General features: G+C 69.7%; 16 protein-coding genes. 12 read left to right on the top strand and 4 right to left on the bottom strand.

What is annotated here, in order from left to right:
• Positions 1-74 precede the first annotated feature (74 nt).
• The 7 genes from ACQP2X_RS45975 (at position 75) to ACQP2X_RS45945 (ending at position 8,329) form a co-directional block, all read left to right on the top strand.
• Entirely contained in the window at positions 75-1,076 is a 1,002-nt protein-coding gene (locus ACQP2X_RS45975; RefSeq protein WP_498692480.1) for a LacI family DNA-binding transcriptional regulator, read from the top strand.
• 77 nt (positions 1,077-1,153) lie between these two features.
• Positions 1,154-2,596, top strand: coding sequence for an arabinosylfuranosidase ArfA (gene arfA, locus ACQP2X_RS45970; protein ID WP_498692479.1), 1,443 nt, complete (start codon positions 1,154-1,156; stop codon positions 2,594-2,596).
• Positions 2,596-3,930 carry an ABC transporter substrate-binding protein gene (locus ACQP2X_RS45965; RefSeq protein ID WP_498692478.1) on the top strand — a complete coding sequence of 445 codons (1,335 nt, stop codon included), beginning with the start codon at positions 2,596-2,598 and terminating at the stop codon, positions 3,928-3,930. Before arfA ends, ACQP2X_RS45965 begins: the two co-directional genes overlap by 1 nt.
• Complete coding sequence (locus ACQP2X_RS45960) at positions 3,920-4,849, top strand: carbohydrate ABC transporter permease (RefSeq protein WP_498692477.1); 930 nt, start codon at positions 3,920-3,922, stop codon at positions 4,847-4,849. The genes ACQP2X_RS45965 and ACQP2X_RS45960 overlap by 11 nt, the downstream gene beginning before the upstream one ends.
• Complete coding sequence (locus tag ACQP2X_RS45955) at positions 4,846-5,670, top strand: carbohydrate ABC transporter permease (protein ID WP_498692476.1); 825 nt, start codon at positions 4,846-4,848, stop codon at positions 5,668-5,670. Before ACQP2X_RS45960 ends, ACQP2X_RS45955 begins: the two co-directional genes overlap by 4 nt.
• A 2-nt stretch (positions 5,671-5,672) precedes the next feature.
• Positions 5,673-7,346, top strand: coding sequence for a glycoside hydrolase family 43 protein (locus tag ACQP2X_RS45950; protein ID WP_498692475.1), 1,674 nt, complete (start codon positions 5,673-5,675; stop codon positions 7,344-7,346).
• An 11-nt stretch (positions 7,347-7,357) separates the two neighbouring features.
• A complete protein-coding gene (locus tag ACQP2X_RS45945) occupies positions 7,358-8,329 on the top strand; it encodes a glycoside hydrolase family 43 protein (RefSeq protein ID WP_498692474.1) in 972 nt (323 codons plus the stop codon).
• Here ACQP2X_RS45945 and ACQP2X_RS45940 read toward each other — a convergent pair.
• From ACQP2X_RS45940 to galE, 3 genes are read right to left on the bottom strand one after another with little or no spacing between them, the layout of a single operon-like run.
• Positions 8,326-8,535, bottom strand: a complete 210-nt coding sequence (locus ACQP2X_RS45940; protein ID WP_498692473.1) for a hypothetical protein — start codon at positions 8,533-8,535, stop codon at positions 8,326-8,328. The genes ACQP2X_RS45945 and ACQP2X_RS45940 overlap by 4 nt on opposite strands.
• 40 nt (positions 8,536-8,575) lie before the next feature.
• Entirely contained in the window at positions 8,576-9,724 is a 1,149-nt protein-coding gene (gene galK, locus ACQP2X_RS45935) for a galactokinase (protein ID WP_498692472.1), read from the bottom strand.
• Positions 9,721-10,695 carry a UDP-glucose 4-epimerase GalE gene (galE, locus tag ACQP2X_RS45930; RefSeq protein WP_498692471.1) on the bottom strand — a complete coding sequence of 325 codons (975 nt, stop codon included), beginning with the start codon at positions 10,693-10,695 and terminating at the stop codon, positions 9,721-9,723. Before galE ends, galK begins: the two co-directional genes overlap by 4 nt.
• A 138-nt stretch (positions 10,696-10,833) precedes the next feature.
• Between galE and trpS the strand changes: the two genes are divergently transcribed.
• From trpS to ACQP2X_RS45910, 4 genes are read left to right on the top strand one after another with little or no spacing between them, the layout of a single operon-like run.
• Positions 10,834-11,856, top strand: a complete 1,023-nt coding sequence (gene trpS, locus ACQP2X_RS45925; protein WP_498692470.1) for a tryptophan--tRNA ligase — start codon at positions 10,834-10,836, stop codon at positions 11,854-11,856.
• Positions 11,857-11,861: 5 nt separating this feature from the next.
• Complete coding sequence (locus ACQP2X_RS45920; protein ID WP_498692469.1) at positions 11,862-12,392, top strand: 2'-5' RNA ligase family protein; 531 nt, start codon at positions 11,862-11,864, stop codon at positions 12,390-12,392.
• 21 nt (positions 12,393-12,413) lie between these two features.
• A complete protein-coding gene (locus tag ACQP2X_RS45915) occupies positions 12,414-13,325 on the top strand; it encodes a YihY/virulence factor BrkB family protein (RefSeq protein WP_498692468.1) in 912 nt (303 codons plus the stop codon).
• Between the two features lie 7 nt (positions 13,326-13,332).
• Entirely contained in the window at positions 13,333-13,731 is a 399-nt protein-coding gene (locus tag ACQP2X_RS45910; protein ID WP_498692467.1) for a hypothetical protein, read from the top strand.
• On the opposite strand, the gene ACQP2X_RS45905 is transcribed toward ACQP2X_RS45910, so the two are convergent.
• A complete protein-coding gene (locus ACQP2X_RS45905; RefSeq protein WP_498692466.1) occupies positions 13,721-14,305 on the bottom strand; it encodes a TetR/AcrR family transcriptional regulator in 585 nt (194 codons plus the stop codon). The two genes, ACQP2X_RS45910 and ACQP2X_RS45905, sit on opposite strands and share 11 nt — an antisense overlap.
• A 100-nt stretch (positions 14,306-14,405) precedes the next feature.
• On the opposite strand from ACQP2X_RS45905, the gene ACQP2X_RS45900 reads away from it, so the two are divergent.
• On the top strand, positions 14,406-15,413 hold the full coding sequence (locus ACQP2X_RS45900; RefSeq protein ID WP_498692465.1) for a hypothetical protein: 1,008 nt from the start codon (positions 14,406-14,408) through the stop codon (positions 15,411-15,413).
• Positions 15,414-15,418 lie beyond the last annotated feature (5 nt).

The raw sequence follows: 15,418 nt of genomic DNA, 5'->3' as shown, positions 1-15,418 counted from the left end.
CAGATCTTTTAGCCGGCCCTTAGCTCCGCCGGGTGATCGGACTTAAGTACTGCAACGTTGTATAGTCCACATTCGTGCCGCCGGGCCTCAAGGATGTCGCCGCGCGGGCCGGCGTGTCGATCAAGACGGTCTCCAATGTCGTCAACGGTTACGTGCACGTGGCCCCGGCGACGCGTGCCCGGGTGCAGGCCGCCATCGAGGCGCTCGGCTACGTGCCCAACATGGCCGCCCGCCAGCTGCGCAGCGGCCGTTCCGGCGTGATCGCCCTGGCCGTGCCCGAGCTCCAGTCGCCCTATTTCGCCGAGATCGCCGGCCTGATCGTGCAGGCGGCCGAGCAGCGTTCCTGGACCGTTCTGATCGACCAGACCGACGGGCAGGCCGAGCGTGAGCGCAACCTGGTCGCTGGGCTGCGCCGGCACGCCATCGACGGGCTGATCTTCAGCCCGCTCGCCCTGGCCGGCGAGGAGCTGGCGGTGGAGAGCGGAACCCCGATGGTGCTGCTGGGTGAGCGGGTGTGGCACGGGCCGGCCGATCACGTGGCGATCGACAACACCGCGGCCGCGGCCGACGCGACCCGTCATCTGACCTCGCTGGGCCGCCGGCGGGTGGCCGCGATCGGGGTGCAGGACCGGCCCTCGGCCGTGACCGCGCACCAGCGGCTGGCCGGATATCGGTCGGTGCTGGCCGAGGCCGGGCTGCCGAGTCTGGAGACGCCGGTGGAGAGCTTCCACCGGGCCGACGGCGCGGCCGCGATGGCCCGGTTGCTCGACCAGGGCGAGCCGCCGGACGCGGTCTTCTGCTTCAACGACCTGCTCGCCCTGGGCGCGATCCGCACGCTGCTGGAGCGGGGCCTGAGCGTGCCCGGCGACGTCGCCGTAATCGGTTTCGACGACATCGAGGACGGCCGCTTCTCCACCCCGACGCTGAGCACGATCGCGCCCGACGCCCCGCGGATCGCTCAGCTCGCCGTCGACCTGCTGGCCGAGCGGCTGGGCGACGGGCCGGCCGCGGCCGGCGCCCCGCGCGAGCTCCGCGTCGACCACCGCCTGGTGGTCCGCGAGAGCACTTCCGCCTGACCAAAGTTACGGCCTGATTTCACAACGTTTACCGTCGTCTCTTTACAACGATGAATGCAACGTTGTAAAAACGTGGCATGGCAGTGGCGCACCTCACCCTCGATCCCGCCTTCTCCGTCGCACCGGTCGATCGCCGGCTCTTCGGCTCCTTCGTGGAGCACATGGGCCGCTGCGTCTACACGGGCATCTTCGAACCCGGTCACCCCACCGCCGACGACGACGGTCTGCGCGGCGACGTGCTCGAGCTGGTCCGCGAGCTCGGCGTCAGCACCGTGCGCTACCCGGGCGGCAATTTCGTCTCCGGCTATCGCTGGGAGGACGGCGTCGGCCCGCGCGGCGACCGCCCGCGCCGCCTCGACCTCGCCTGGCGGGCCCTGGAGAGCAACGCCTTCGGCCTCAACGAGTTCATGCGCTGGTCGAGCCTGGCCGGCGTCGAGCCGATGATGGCGGTCAACCTCGGCACCCGTGGCGTCGAGGCCGCGGCCGAGCTCGTCGAATATTGCAACCTGCCCGACGGCACGGCCGCCGCCGACCTGCGCCGCAAGCACGGTGTGGCCCGGCCGCACGACGTGAAGCTGTGGTGCCTGGGCAACGAGATGGACGGCCCGTGGCAGATCGGCAGCCTCACCGCGCTGGAGTACGGGCAGCTGGCGGCCCGGGCCGGGCACGCGATGAGGCGTGTCGACCCGAGCATCGAGCTGGTCGCCTGCGGCAGCTCGAACTCGGGCATGCCGACCTTCGCCTCCTGGGAGGCGACGGTGCTCGAGCAGGCGTACGACCAGGTCGACTACATCTCGCTGCACAACTACTACGACCCGGAGAAGTACGACGAGGCCACCTTCCGGGCGTCCGCCGTGGACCTCGACGGGTTCATCGACAACGTGGTGGCCACGGCCGATTTCGTACGGGCGAAGCTGCGCCGCTCCAAGCGCATCAAGCTCTCGCTCGACGAGTGGAACGTCTGGTATCAGAGCCGCTTCACCGAGCCCGAGGACCGGGAGATCGAGGAGCTGCCGGCGCTGATCGAGGACGACTACGACGGCACCGACGCCATGGTGGTCGGCAACCTGCTGATCAGCATGCTGCGGCACGCCGACCGGCTGGCCGTCGGCTGCCAGGCCCAGCTGGTCAACGTCATCGCGCCCATCCGCACCGAGCCCGGCGGCCGGGCCTGGCGGCAGACCATCTTCCACCCGTTCGCGCACACCGCCCGGCTGGCCCGCGGCACCGTGCTGCGGCCCGCGCTGACCGCACCGTCGATGGCGACCGGCCGCTTCGGCGAGGTCCCGGCGGTCGACGCCGTCGCCACCCACGACGAGGAGACCGGCGCCCTCACCGTCTTCGTCGTCAACCGCGGCACCGAGCCGGTGCCGCTCGACCTCGACCTTCGCGCCTTCCCGCGGCACCGCCTGGCGCGGCACTTCACGCTCACCGGCGAGACGGCCGTCTCCCCGGGGAACGAGCTCATCCTCCCGCCCGTCTCCTGGCACGCCCTGTGCCTCACTCCCGAGGAGTCATAGTGAATCTTCAATTCTCCCGACGGGGCCTGCTCGGTCTCACCGCCGGCGCCGGCGGAGCCGTCCTGCTCGGCGCGTGCGGCGACAGTGGACCGAACGAGAAGGTCACCGGTGGTGGGCAGAACGCCGCGCCGGCGCCCACCACGTACACCGGCCCGAACGTGGCCCTGGCCTTCTGGAACGGCTTCACCGGCGGTGACGGCCCGTTCATGAAGAAGCTGGTCGACCAGTTCAACACCGAGCACCCGAACATCAAGGTCTCGATGAACACCTATCAGTGGGCCGACTACTACCAGAAGGTGCCGGCCGCGGTCGCCACCGGCAACGGCCCCGACCTGGGCATCATGCACGTCGACAACGTGGCCACGAACGCCGCCCGCGGCGTCATCCTGCCGCTGGAGGACCTGGCCAAGGCGCTGAACTTCAAGGCCGAGGACTTCTCGCCGCCGGTGTGGAACGCGGGCGTCTACAACAACACCCGCTACGCGATCCCGCTCGACGTGCACCCGCTGGGCTTCTTCTACAACAAGACGGTCATGGAGAAGGCCGGCCTCGACCCCGAGAAGCCGCCCACGAACAACGACGAATATCTCGACGCCCTCGACAAGATGAAGGCCAAGGGCATCCAGGGCGACTGGGTGACGCCGTTCGAGTTCACCGGGAGCATGCAGTTCCAGTCCCTGCTGTGGCAGTTCGGCGGCAACCTGTTCGACGAGCAGGCGACCAAGGCGCTCTACGCCGAGCAGCCCGGCGTGCAGGCCCTGACCTGGATGACCGACCACGTCAAGAACGGCTGGAGCCCGAAGAACGTGGCCCAGGACGCCGACCTCGTGTCGTTCCGCAACGGCAAGAACGCCTTCAACTGGAACGGCATCTGGACCATCAACACGCTCAAGGAGGACAAGAACCTCCAGTGGGGTGTGTCGGCGCTGCCGCAGATCGGCACCCAGAAGGCGGCCTGGGCCGGCTCGCACCAGTTCGTGCAGTTCAAGCAGAAGACCAAGGACGACAACAAGCTGGCCGCGGGCAAGGTCTTCATCAACTGGATCAGCCAGCACTCGATCGAGTGGGCCAAGGGCGGCCAGGTGCCGGCCCGGGCCGAGATCCGCGACAGCGCCGAGTTCAAGGCGCTGCCGGAGCAGTCGGCCATCGGCTCGCAGATCGACGACCTGCACTTCCTGCCGCCGAAGCCGGGCATCGCGGAGGCGATGGCGACGGTGGTCACGGCGATCAACGAGGCCGTCCTGGGACGCAAGGAGCCGGCCAAGGCGTTGTCCGACGGTGCCGCCAAGGCCAACCAGCTCCTGGAGCAGAACGCGAAGAAGTATGGCGGCTGACCTGGCAGTCAAGGAGCAGACGAGGACGGAGTCGCCCGCCGGGGGCCGGATCCGGCGTACCGGCGCGCTCACCCCGTACCTCTTCGTTCTGCCGTACTTCGTGGTCTTCGCGACGTTCGTGCTGGCGCCGGCGGTCTACGGGCTGTGGATCAGCCTGCACGACTGGGACTACCTGCTGCCCGGCAAGCCGTTCGTGGGGCTCGACAACTACAAGGCGCTGTTCGACTCGAGCTCGGCCGTCTTCGGGTTCTTCTGGGAAAGCATGTCGGCCACCGGGATCTTCACGGTCCTCAGCGTGCCGTTGCTGCTGACGGTGCCGCTGGCTATAGCGTCGATGCTCAACCGCAGCTTCAAAGGGCGCACCTTCTTCCGGGCGGTCTACTTCGCGCCGTACGTCCTCGGCGTCGCCGTGATCGGTGTGCTCTGGCGCTTCCTCCTCGACCCGAATCTGGGTGTGGTGAACGCGATCCTGCCCGGCAGCGCCCCCTGGACCACGGCACTGCCGTGGGCCTGGATCACGCTCGTGGGCGTGACGGTCTGGTGGACGCTCGGCTTCAACGCCGTGATCTATCTGGCCGGTCTCCAGGACATCCCGAAGGAGTTGTACGAGGCGGCCCGCATCGACGGCGGCGGCAGATGGGCCGAGTTCCGCCACGTGACGCTGCCCGGCCTGCGCCCGGTGCTGCTGTTCGTCACCGTCAACACGATCCTCGTGTCGGCCAACATGTTCGGGCAGTCCTACCTGATCACGCAGGGCGCGCCCGGCACCGAGACCCGCACCGCGATCATGTACATCGCCCAGGTCGGCCTGGCCGACTACAAGATGGGCAGCGCCGCCGCGATGAGCTATCTGCTCACTGTCGGCCTGTTGCTGATCAGCGCGGTTGTCTTCCGCCTCTTCCGGGAGAAGGACGCATGAGACGCGTACGGCCAGTGGCCTGGTACACCGTCCTGATCGGACTCAGTCTGGTCTTCATCGCGCCGCTCGTGTGGATGCTGCTCACGGCCTTCAAGACGCCGGGCGAGGCGACCCGGGTGCCGCCGACGGTGTTCCCGCAGGAGCCCACGACCGGCGCGTTCGACACGCTCATGGGCAACGATCAGACGCCGGTGCTGCGCTGGTTCCTCAACAGCGTGCTGGCCGCGACCGGGCAGGCGCTGCTGGTGCTGGCGATCGCGTCGATGGCCGCGTACGCCCTGGCCCGCCTGGAGTTCCGCTTCAAGCGGGCGATCTTCGGCATGATCATCGCGACGCTCTTCATCCCGAGCTTCGTGCTGATCATCCCGAACTTCCTGATCGTCGACCGCTTCGGCATGCTCGACACCCTCTGGGCGCTGATCATCCCGGGCGCGGCCGGCGCCTTCGGCGTCTTCTTCCTGCGGCAGTTCTTCCTGAGCCTGCCCCGGGAGCTGGAGGAGGCGGCGCTGATCGAGGGCGCCAACTCGTGGCAGATCTTCGTCAAGGTGGTGCTGCCGCTGTCCAAGCCGGCCCTGGCCACCCTCGCGGTGATCAGCTTCCTGACCAACTGGAACGACTTCATCTGGCCGATCTACGTGCTGTTCAGCCCCGACCAGTTCACGCTGCCGCCCGGCCTGGCGATCCTCCAGGGCGCTTACACGATCAACTACCCGGTGATCATGGCGGGCGCGCTGGTGGCCAGCATTCCGGTGCTGCTGCTGTTCATGGTGGCGCAGCGCTACGTGATCGAGGGTGTCTCCCGCTCCGGCCTGAAAGGATGATCATGCGACGTCTGCTGGCCGCCGCGGCGGCCCTGCTCCTGCTGCCCGCACTCACGGCCGCCGGGAAGCCGCGGCCGGACAACCCGGTCTCGGCCTCCTTCGCCGACACCTTCGCCGACCCGGTGATCGTGCGGGGAGACGACGGGCTCTATTACGCGTACGGAACCTCCGACCCGCTCCGTGAGGGCGAGCGCACGCCGCATCGCATCCCGATGGCCCGGTCGGCCGACCTGGCGAACTGGAAGTACGTGGGCGACGCGTTCACCGGCCTGCCCTCCTATGCCGCGGAGGGCGCTTCGCTGTGGGCGCCGGACGTTCGCAAGATCGGTAACCGCTGGGTCATGTACGTGACCGTGACCGAGACGTCTCCTGGCGCGTCGGCCATCGGTGTCGCCACCGCGCCCAAGCCGACCGGCCCCTGGACCTTCACGGCGGAACCGGCCGTGCCGCCGCGCGCGGCTCCCGGTGGCGGCTGGTGGTGGACCTTCGACCCGTCCCAGCTCACGACGCCCGACGGGAAGAAGTACCTCTACTACGGCAGCTACTTCGGTGGCATCTGGGTCAGCGAGCTCACCGCCGACGGCCTGCGGATCACCGGCACGCCGGCGCGGGTCGCGATCGACAACAAGTTCGAGGGCGCGTACGTCGTCCGGCGTGACGGCTGGTACTACCTGTTCGCCTCCTCGGCCAACTGCTGTGCCGGCCCGACCACCGGATATTCCGTCTCGGTGGGGCGTTCGCGCAGCCCGCTCGGGCCGTTCACCGACCGCGACGGGCTGCGTCTCGACGTCTCCCGGGCCGGTGGCACCCCGGTCATCGCGCCCAACGGCAACCGCTGGGTCGGCACCGGCCACAACGGACTGATCACCGACCGGTCCGGTCAGGACTGGTTCGTCTATCACGCGATCGACCGCGACGACCCCTATCTCGACGAGCCGTTCGGCATCAACGAGCGCCCGATGCTGCTCGACCGTCTCGACTGGGCCGGCGGCTGGCCCACTGTCAACCACGGGGCCTGGGCCTCCGACCGCTCCTCGCGAGGCATGACGGCCGTGACACCGTCGCCGGGCCGGCTCCTGACGGCGTACTCCGACGAGTTCGGCTCGCTCGGGGCGGGCTGGGACTTCGTACGGCCTGACCCGGCCGTGACCACCGCCGGGGGAGCGCTGCGCTGGCCGGTGCAGGGCGCCGATCTGACCGGGACGTCGAACGACGCGGGGGTCCTGCTGCGTGACCCGCCGGCCGGCCGGTGGATCGCCGAGACGAAGCTGACGCTGCCGCTGGGTGAGGACACGGTGCGCAACTATCAGCAGGGCGGGCTCATCGCGTACGCCAATGACGATCTTTTCGCCCGGCTCAGCGCGGTGGCCATCTGGAACACGCGGCAGGTCGAGTTCGGCAAGGAGATGCCGTACGCCGGCGCGCTGTCCTACGGGGGCACGATCGCCGGCACCCCCGGACTCGAGACCACGTGGCTGCGCCTGGCCCACCGGGTCGACCCCAGCGGCGAGCACGAATATCGGGCTGGCGTCAGCCGCGACGGCAAGCGCTGGACCTGGGGCGGGGTGTGGACGCTGCCCGCCGGCAGCTCGCCCCGGGTCGGGCTGATCGCGCACGGCGGCGCCGAGCCGGCGGTCACCGCGTCGTTCGACTACCTCCGGTTCTACCGGTGGTGAGATTTTGGTTGGTGGCGTCGCTCGTACTGCTGGCCGCGTGCGGCGCCGACCCACCTCCGGAGGGCGACAAAGTGGACACCTTCACCAATCCCGTGTTCGGCGAGAACTTCCCCGATCCGGGCGCGCTGCTCGTCGACGGGACCTGGTACGCGTACGGCACCAACAGCTCGGCGGCCAACGTGCCGGTGCTGACCTCGGCCGATCTCGTGCACTGGACCGCCGCCGGCGACGCGCTGCCGCAGGTCGGCAAGTGGGCGTCGAAGGGGCACACCTGGGCCCCTGAGGTGATCGAGGGGCCGGACGGCAGTTACCTGCTCTACTACACAGCCCGCTCGGTCGAGACGAACGTCCAGTGCGTGGGCGTCGCCGTCGCGTCCGCGCCGGGCGGCCCGTTCGCCGACGACGCCGATGCTCCACTGGTCTGCCAGGCCGACGAGGGCGGTTCGATCGACGCCAGCCCCTATCTCGACGAGTCCGGTGGCCGCTGGCTCTACTGGAAGAACGACGGCAACGCGATCGGCCGGCCCACTTATCTGTACGGCGCCCGGCTCGACGACTCCGGCACCAGGGTCGTGGGGGAGCGGACCCGGCTGCTGCGCAACGACGCCGACTGGGAGGCGCACGTGATCGAGGCGCCCCAGATGGTGCGCCACGACGGGAAGCTCTATCTCTTCTACTCGGCGAACGCGTTCGACGCCGACGCCTACGCCTTGGGCTACGCCACCTGCGAAACCCCGTTGGGTCCGTGCCGCAAGGCGGAGGAGAACCCCATCCTGCGCTCGTCGGCCGCCGCGGCCGGTCCCGGCCACGGCTTCCTCGTCACCCTGCCCGGCGGCGCGACCTGGATGCTCTACCACGCCTGGCCGGACGGCGCGGTGGGCAGCGTGGCCCCCGGCCGGCAGCTCTGGCTCGACCGGGTGGACTGGGTCGACGGCCGGCCCGTGGTGCACGGCCCGACCGCGGAGCCGCAGGCGGTGCCTTAGGACTTGTCCTCGTCGTTATGGTGGTGCCGGCCCTCGGCGACCTCCTCGATCGCCTCGACGATCGAGCCGGTGAGGTCGCCGGCCGGCACCGCGATGCTCTCGCCGTAGCCCTCGGGGACGTCCTTCACCGGCTGCGGCGCCGTCGCGCCACCCGCGAAGCCGAACTCGTTGGGCTCGTCCTGCTCTGTTTCCCGTGGAGTGGTCATGCCCCTGCGCATACCCGCCGGGGCACGACCTGAAGCGTTGCTAGGCGGTGACGGCGGTCGCGCCCGGACCGGCCGTGACCGTCCAGCACGTGGGGGCTTTGAAACCCCTTTCGGCGTACGCCGCCTCGACCGCCTCCGTCGTCACATCGGCCTTGTCCGCCTCGATGAGGGCCAGGACGCAGCCCCCGAAGCCGCCGCCGGTCATCCGGGCCCCGAGGGCGCCGGCCGCGATCGCGGCCTCGACCGCCACGTCGACCTGGGCCACGGTGATCTCGAAGTCGTCGCGCATCGAGGCGTGGCCGGCGGTGAGCACCGGGCCGATCTCGCGGACGCGGCCCGCACGGAGCAGGGCGACCGTGTCGAGCACCCGCTGGTCCTCGGTGACGATGTGGCGCACCCGGCGGCGCATCACGTCGTCGTCGAGGCGGGACAGGGCGCCGTCGAGCTCGGCCACCGAGATGTCGCGCAGGGCGGGCACGCCCAATATGGCGGCCGCCTCCTCGCACGACTTGCGCCGGGCGCCGTACTCGCCGTCGACGTGCTGGTGCGGGGCGTTGCTGTTGATGACGAGGATGGCCAGGCCCTCGGCGGCCAGGTCGAACGGGATCTGGTCGACCTCGAACGAGCGGCAGTCGAGGAAGAGGGCCTTGCCCTCCTGACAGCGGATCGACGCCGACTGGTCCATGATGCCGGTGGGCGCGCCCACGTAGACGTTCTCGGCGCGCTGGGCGATCGACGGGCGCTTCTCGAGCGGCACGTCGAGCCCGCCCAGGTCGATCAGCGCGGTCAGCACGGCCGACTCCAGGGCGGCCGAGGAGGACAGGCCGGAGCCGAGCGGCACCTCGGAGGCGAGCGCGATGGTCGCGCCCGGCACCTCGTGGCCGTCCTCGGCCAGGGCCCAGACGACACCGGCCACGTAGGCGGCCCAGCCGGTGACCTCGCCGGGCTGGGTCAGGCCGAAGGTGACGGCCTCGTCGGTGAAGGTGGAGCAGACGGTCCACTCGCCGGCCGGGGCCGGGCTGACCGCGGCCACGGTGCGCTGCGGCAGGGCGAACGGCAGCACGAAGCCGTCGTTGTAGTCGGTGTGCTCGCCGATCAGGTTGACCCGGCCGGGAGCGGCCCAAAGACCTTGGGGCTCGGAGCCGAACTGCTTGCGGTACGCCTCGGCGGCGTCGGTGATGACACTCATGCCACGTGCTTCCTGTAGAACGTCCATGCGTCACCGATCATGTCCTGCAAGGTGTTCTTCTGCGGGACCCAGCCCAGCTCCTCGCGGGCGCGGGCGGACGAGGCGACGAGGGTGGCCGGGTCGCCCTCGCGGCGCGGGGCGATCTCGATCGGCAGCTCGGCCCCGGTGACCTCGCGGGCCACCTCGACGACCTCGCGGTTGGAGAAGCCGTTGCCGTTGCCCAGGTTGTAGATGCGGTGCTCGCCCGGGGTGGCGGCGTCCAGCGCGAGCAGGTGGGCCCGGGCCAGGTCCTCCACGTGGATGTAGTCGCGCACGCAGGTGCCGTCGGGCGTCGGGTAGTCGTCGCCGAACAGCTGGAGCTTGTCGCGCTTGCCGGCGGCGGCCTGGAGCGTGATCGGGATCAGGTGGGTCTCGGGGTCGTGACGTTCGCCGATCTCGTGGCCGTCGCGGATGTAGGCTCCGGCGACGTTGAAGTAGCGCAGCGAGACCGCGGCGAGGTTGTGCGCGAACGTCTCCGAGGTGAGCGCGTAGTCGAACGCCAGCTTGGTGGCCCCGTACGTGTTCGTGGGGGCCTTGGCCGCGTTCTCGGTGATCGGCAGCTCGACCGGGTTGCCGTAGACGGCGGCGGTGGAGGAGAAGATGACCCGCGGCACCCGGGCGGCGCGGATCGCGTCGAGCAGGGCCAGCGACTTCACCACGTTGTCGTGCCAGTACAGCTCGGGCTTGGTCATCGACTCGCCGGCCTGGATGAGCCCGGCGAAGTGCAGCACCGCGTCGAAGCCGGCCTCGGGGGTCAGCACCCGCGCGGCGTCGGCGATGTCGGCCTGGACGAAGGTGGCGTCGGGCGCGACGGCCTCACGGAAGCCGCGGACCAGACTGTCCAGGACCACTACCTCGTGGCCGGCGTCGAGCAACAGGCGGCTGGTGATGCTGCCTACGTAGCCGGCACCCCCGGTGACGAGCAGTTTCACGGTGCGGTTCCCCTTAGCTGGGTTGGTGAGTCAAGCCTACGTTCCATCAATTTCGCTCAAAAGTCAACAGGTTCGAACATGCGCCGACCCCCGCCGGGGCGTTCGCGGTCCGCCCATGAGGGCTGACACAATGGGCCCATGTCCGATCTCGCCCGTCGCCCGCGCGTGCTTTCCGGCATTCAGCCGACCGCCGACTCGTTCCACCTCGGCAACTACCTCGGCGCGGTGCGCAACTGGGTGGCGATGCAGGAGACCCACGACGCGTACTACTGCGTCGTCGACCTGCACGCGATCACGATGGGCCACGACCCGGCCGCCCTGCGGGCCCGCAGCCGCATCTCGGCCGCGCAGCTGCTCGCCGTCGGGCTCGACCCGGAGCGCTGCACGCTCTTCATCCAGTCCCACGTGCCCGAGCACGCGCAGCTCGGCTGGGTGCTCAGCTGCATCACCGGCTTCGGCGAGGCCGGCCGCATGGTCCAGTTCAAGGACAAGTCGGCCAAGGCCGCCGACACCACCACGGTCGGCCTGTTCACCTATCCGATCCTCCAGGCGGCCGACATCCTGCTCTACCAGGCCGACCAGGTGCCGGTGGGCGAGGACCAGCGGCAGCACCTCGAGCTGACCCGCGACCTGGCCCAGCGGTACAACACGCGCTTCGGCAGGACGTTCACGGTCCCCTCGGCGTACATCGTCAAGGACACCGCGAAGATCACCGACCTCCAGGACCCGACGGCCAAGATGTCGAAGTCGGCCTCCTCGCCCAACGGCATCATCGAGCTGCTGGAAGATCCGGCCCGCTCGGCCAAGAAGATCAAGTCGGCGGTCACCGACACCGGGCGCGAGATCCTCTACGACGAGGAGAACAAGCCGGGCGTCAGCAACCTGCTCACCATCTACGCCGCGCTCACCGGGCGGACCATAGACGAGCTGCTGGAGCAGTACGAGGGACGCGGTTACGGCGACCTCAAGAAAGACCTGGCCGAGATCGTGGTCGAGTTCGTCAAGCCGATCCAGGAGCGCACCCGGGCCTATCTCGACGACCCGGGATATCTCGACAAGGTGCTCGCGATCGGCGCCGAGAAGGCCCGCTCGGTCGCTTCGGTGACGCTCGCCGAGGCGTACAAGAACATCGGTTTCCTGGCCCCGGCGCGCGAGATCTGACCGCTGTGTCGGACCCCCTCTTTACCAAGATCGGCGTGGCGATCGACATCCCCGAGCCCTGGGGCGAGCAGTTGACCCGCCGCCGGGCCGAGGCGGGCGATCCGCAGGCGGCCTACACCCCGGCCCACGTGACGCTGCTGGGGCCGACCGAGGTGCGCACCGCGGCGCTGCCGTCGATCGAGCGTCATCTGGAGAAGGTGGCGGCGGCCCAGCCGCCGTTCACCATCCACCTGCGGGGCACCGGAACGTTCCGGCCGATCACCGAGGTGGTCTTCGTGACGCTGGCCGTCGGCATCAGCGAGTGTGAGCTGCTGGCCGAGGCGATCACGTCGTCCGACGAGGTCAACCGCGACTCCCGGTTCCCCTATCACCCGCACGTGACGATCGCTCAGGACGTGCCGGCGGCGGCGCTGGACGCGGCGTTCGACGATCTGGCCGGTTTCTCGGCGAAGTTTCCGGTGCCGGCCTTCACGCTGTTCTCGCACGGCGGCGAGGGCCCGTGGAAACGCCGTCGCGACTATCCGTTGGGTTCGTAGTTTTTCAGCTACCTTCAGCGCGTGAATCCGATCGATCGGGCGTACGACACCGCGGAGATGCAGATTCTCCGGTTGCGCCGGCGCTCGAAATACTTCGATCACCTCAGCCGGGCCCTGCTGCGGTTCTGGGAGGCGCAGGGCGGGCGGCTGGCCGCGGCCATCGCGTACTACGGCTTCTTCGCGGTCTTCGCCCTGCTGCTGATCGGATATTCGATCTTCGGCATCCTGCTGAACAACAACAAGGAGCTGTTCGAGGTCGTCAGCGACTTTCTCCGGCAGAACCTGCCCTTCCTCGATGTGCCGGCCATCTTGGCCAGCGGCAAGACGGTGGGCATCGTGGGCATCATCGGCCTGACCTTCACCGGCATCGCCTGGGTCGAGGCGATCCGCTCCTCCCAGCGCCTGATCTGGCGGCTCAACGAGCAGCCCGGCTACATCGGGGTGCGGCAGGCGCTCGACCTGCTGGTGCTGCTCGGCATCCTGGCCCTGCTGGCGCTAAGTCAGCTCGCCGTCTACGGCCTGGAGAAGCTGCTGGCCTGGATGGCCGACGGCATCGTGCAGTCCGGGGTGAGCTGGATCCTCACCGTGGCGGTCAACATGTTGCTGGCGGCGGCGCTGCTGGCCGCGGTGCCGAGGCTGCGGATGACGGTGCGCAGGATGATCCCGCCGGTCCTGCAAGTCGGCATCGGTGTGACATTGCTCAACACGGTGGGCAAGTCCTTCGTCGGCCTGGTGCAGCGCAACCCGGCCTACGGACTGGTCGGTTCGGCGGTCGGCGTGCTGGTTTACCTGTACGTCTTCAATCAGCTGCTGCTTTTCGGGGCGGCCTGGGCGGCCACCAGCCCGCACGGTCGCGTGATCGACCTGTCAGCTGACGATAAAAGTGCTCCGGTGGGGCAAAACACCTGGATTCGGCACAGCCGCCCGGAATGATGTGCCCGTGGGCACTCTCGTGACGCTCGACCTGCCCGCCGGATCGCCGGTGGCCGACCTTCCCTGGGTCATCACCATCGGCGCGCTCGGCGACGAGGAGGACTGGGAACCCGTGGTGTGCGGGCCGTACGAACGGGCGCACGCGCTCGCCCTGGCCCAGGCCGTCGTGGCCGACGAGGACCTGATGGCCGTGGTGGAGCCGCTGCTGCCCCGCCCCGACGCCGAGGCCATCCGCTCCGAGATCGCCCTGGCCCGCGCGGTGGCCGAGGCGCCGGCCGGCGACGACGAGCACGACCAGGAGGCGTACGAGACCCGGCGGGTCCGCCCGGGCCGTCCGCCGACCGAGGCCGAGGTGCGCGAGGGCTGGTCGCGGATAGCGGCCCGGCTCACCGTGCCTACCGGTTGATCAGCTCCCGGACCCCGCGCATGTAGGTCTCCCTGTCCGGCCCGCCGGTCAGCATCCGCTGGAGGGCATATCCCGGTACGAGCGAGTAGTACGCGCTGGTCACGCCCTCGATGTCGGTGCCCTGGGGCAGTTCGCCGCTCTCCACCGCGTTCTCGATCAGCACCTGGAAGGCCTTGCGCAGCGTCGTGTAGCGGTCGTGGGCGATGGCGGCGATCGCCGGGTCGATGGACGCCTCGGCCCACACCTGGAGCGCGATCGGCAGGTGGCCGCCCGGCGCCATCTGGGTCTCGATGACCTCCAGGATCGCCTCCAGCGACTCGGTGAGCGACAGCCGGCGCTCGGCTGTGGCGTTGATCCGCTGGAGAATGTCGCCCGTGACGGTCTCGGCGATGGCCGCGATGATCTCGTCCTTGGACTTGAAGTAGCGGTAGACCGCGCCGACCGAGAGCCCGGCCTCCTTGATCAGGTCCTGCATCGACGTGGTGTGCAGGCCCTTGGTCACGAAGCAGGTGCGGGCGGCCTCGAGGATCTGTTGCCGACGGGCGTTGAGGTGTTCTTCCGATACGCGTGGCACGCCCCACAGTGTAAAACGAGCGCTCATTTCTTGACTTGATCTCGACCGTGGACGCACGCTGAGGCAAAAATAGAATGAGTGTTCGTTCTAGGAGACAGAGATGCGACGCAACGCCATCACCCTCGGCGTGCTCATCGCGGTCGCGGTGGTCGCCGTCCAAGCCCTGCTCGTCCCGCTCTTCGCCGCGCCCGCGGCCAACCTGGCGCCACGCGACCTGCCGATCGCGGTGGCCGGCCCGCCCGCGGTCGCGGCCCAGCTCGAGTCCGGCCACCCCGGCGCCTTCGAGATCACGACGGTGGCCGACGCGGCCGCGGCCGACGCCGCCATCAAGGACCGCGAGGTGTACGGGGCGGTGATCGTCACCCCGGCCGGGCCGGAGGTGCACGTCGCCTCGGGCGCCTCACCCACGGTGGCGAGCCTGCTGAGTCAGGCCGCGACCGGCCTCGGCGCCCCTCCCGCCGGGCCCGCTGCGGCTGGTGGGGTCGTCGTGAAGGATGTCGTGCCGCTTGACGTGGACGACCCGCGCGGGGCCGGGTTCGGTGCGGCCTTCCTGCCGCTCGCCATCACCAGCATGATCGCCGGCGTCATGGTCTTCCTGCTGCTCAAGCACCGCACGGCTCGCGTGGTGGGGCTGCTCGCCTACGGTGCGCTGGCCGGGCTCGGCGCGGCGGCCGTCCAGCAGTTCTGGCTCGGCATCGTGCCGGGGGACTACCTGGCCGTCGCCGGGGCGCTGGGGCTGTTCGCGCTCGGCATGGCGGCCGCCGTGGCCGGGCTGGCCGCGCTGCTCGGCGAGCCCGGCATCGGTCTCGGCGCGCTGATCTTCTTCCTGGTCGGGAACGCGATCTCCGGCATCGCGGCCGCGCCCGAGCTGCTGCCCCAGCCGTGGGGGGCCGTCGGGCAGTGGTTGCCGATCGGCGCCGGCGGGTCGCTGCTGCGCTCGGCCTCCTACTTCGACGGCCACGGCGCGAGCTTCCCGGTCGCGGTGCTCACGGCGTACACCATCGGGGGTCTGCTCCTGGTCCTGATCGGCCGCAAGCGGCTCGGGACGGCCGAGGCGGAGGTCGTCGAGGAGACCGCGACCTCACCCGAGCTGGCCCCGGCGAGGTGAGCGCG

This window comes from Actinoplanes sp. CA-131856 (assembly GCF_050956135.1).
Taxonomy (GTDB): Bacteria; Actinomycetota; Actinomycetes; order Mycobacteriales; family Micromonosporaceae; genus Actinoplanes.
This window is presented reverse-complemented; position numbering and strand designations above follow the sequence as displayed.

Excerpts from the sequence above, each read along its gene's own strand:
- ACQP2X_RS45955 (WP_498692476.1), top strand. The coding sequence starts at position 4,846 with ATGAGACGCGTACGGCCAGTGGCCTGGTACACCGTCCTGATCGGACTC.
- ACQP2X_RS45960 (WP_498692477.1), top strand. The coding sequence starts at position 3,920 with ATGGCGGCTGACCTGGCAGTCAAGGAGCAGACGAGGACGGAGTCGCCC.
- arfA (WP_498692479.1), top strand. The coding sequence starts at position 1,154 with ATGGCAGTGGCGCACCTCACCCTCGATCCCGCCTTCTCCGTCGCACCG.
- ACQP2X_RS45900 (WP_498692465.1), top strand. The coding sequence starts at position 14,406 with ATGCGACGCAACGCCATCACCCTCGGCGTGCTCATCGCGGTCGCGGTG.
- galK (WP_498692472.1), bottom strand. The coding sequence starts at position 9,724 with ATGAGTGTCATCACCGACGCCGCCGAGGCGTACCGCAAGCAGTTCGGC.
- ACQP2X_RS45950 (WP_498692475.1), top strand. The coding sequence starts at position 5,673 with ATGCGACGTCTGCTGGCCGCCGCGGCGGCCCTGCTCCTGCTGCCCGCA.
- ACQP2X_RS45940 (WP_498692473.1), bottom strand. The coding sequence starts at position 8,535 with ATGACCACTCCACGGGAAACAGAGCAGGACGAGCCCAACGAGTTCGGC.
- trpS (WP_498692470.1), top strand. The coding sequence starts at position 10,834 with ATGTCCGATCTCGCCCGTCGCCCGCGCGTGCTTTCCGGCATTCAGCCG.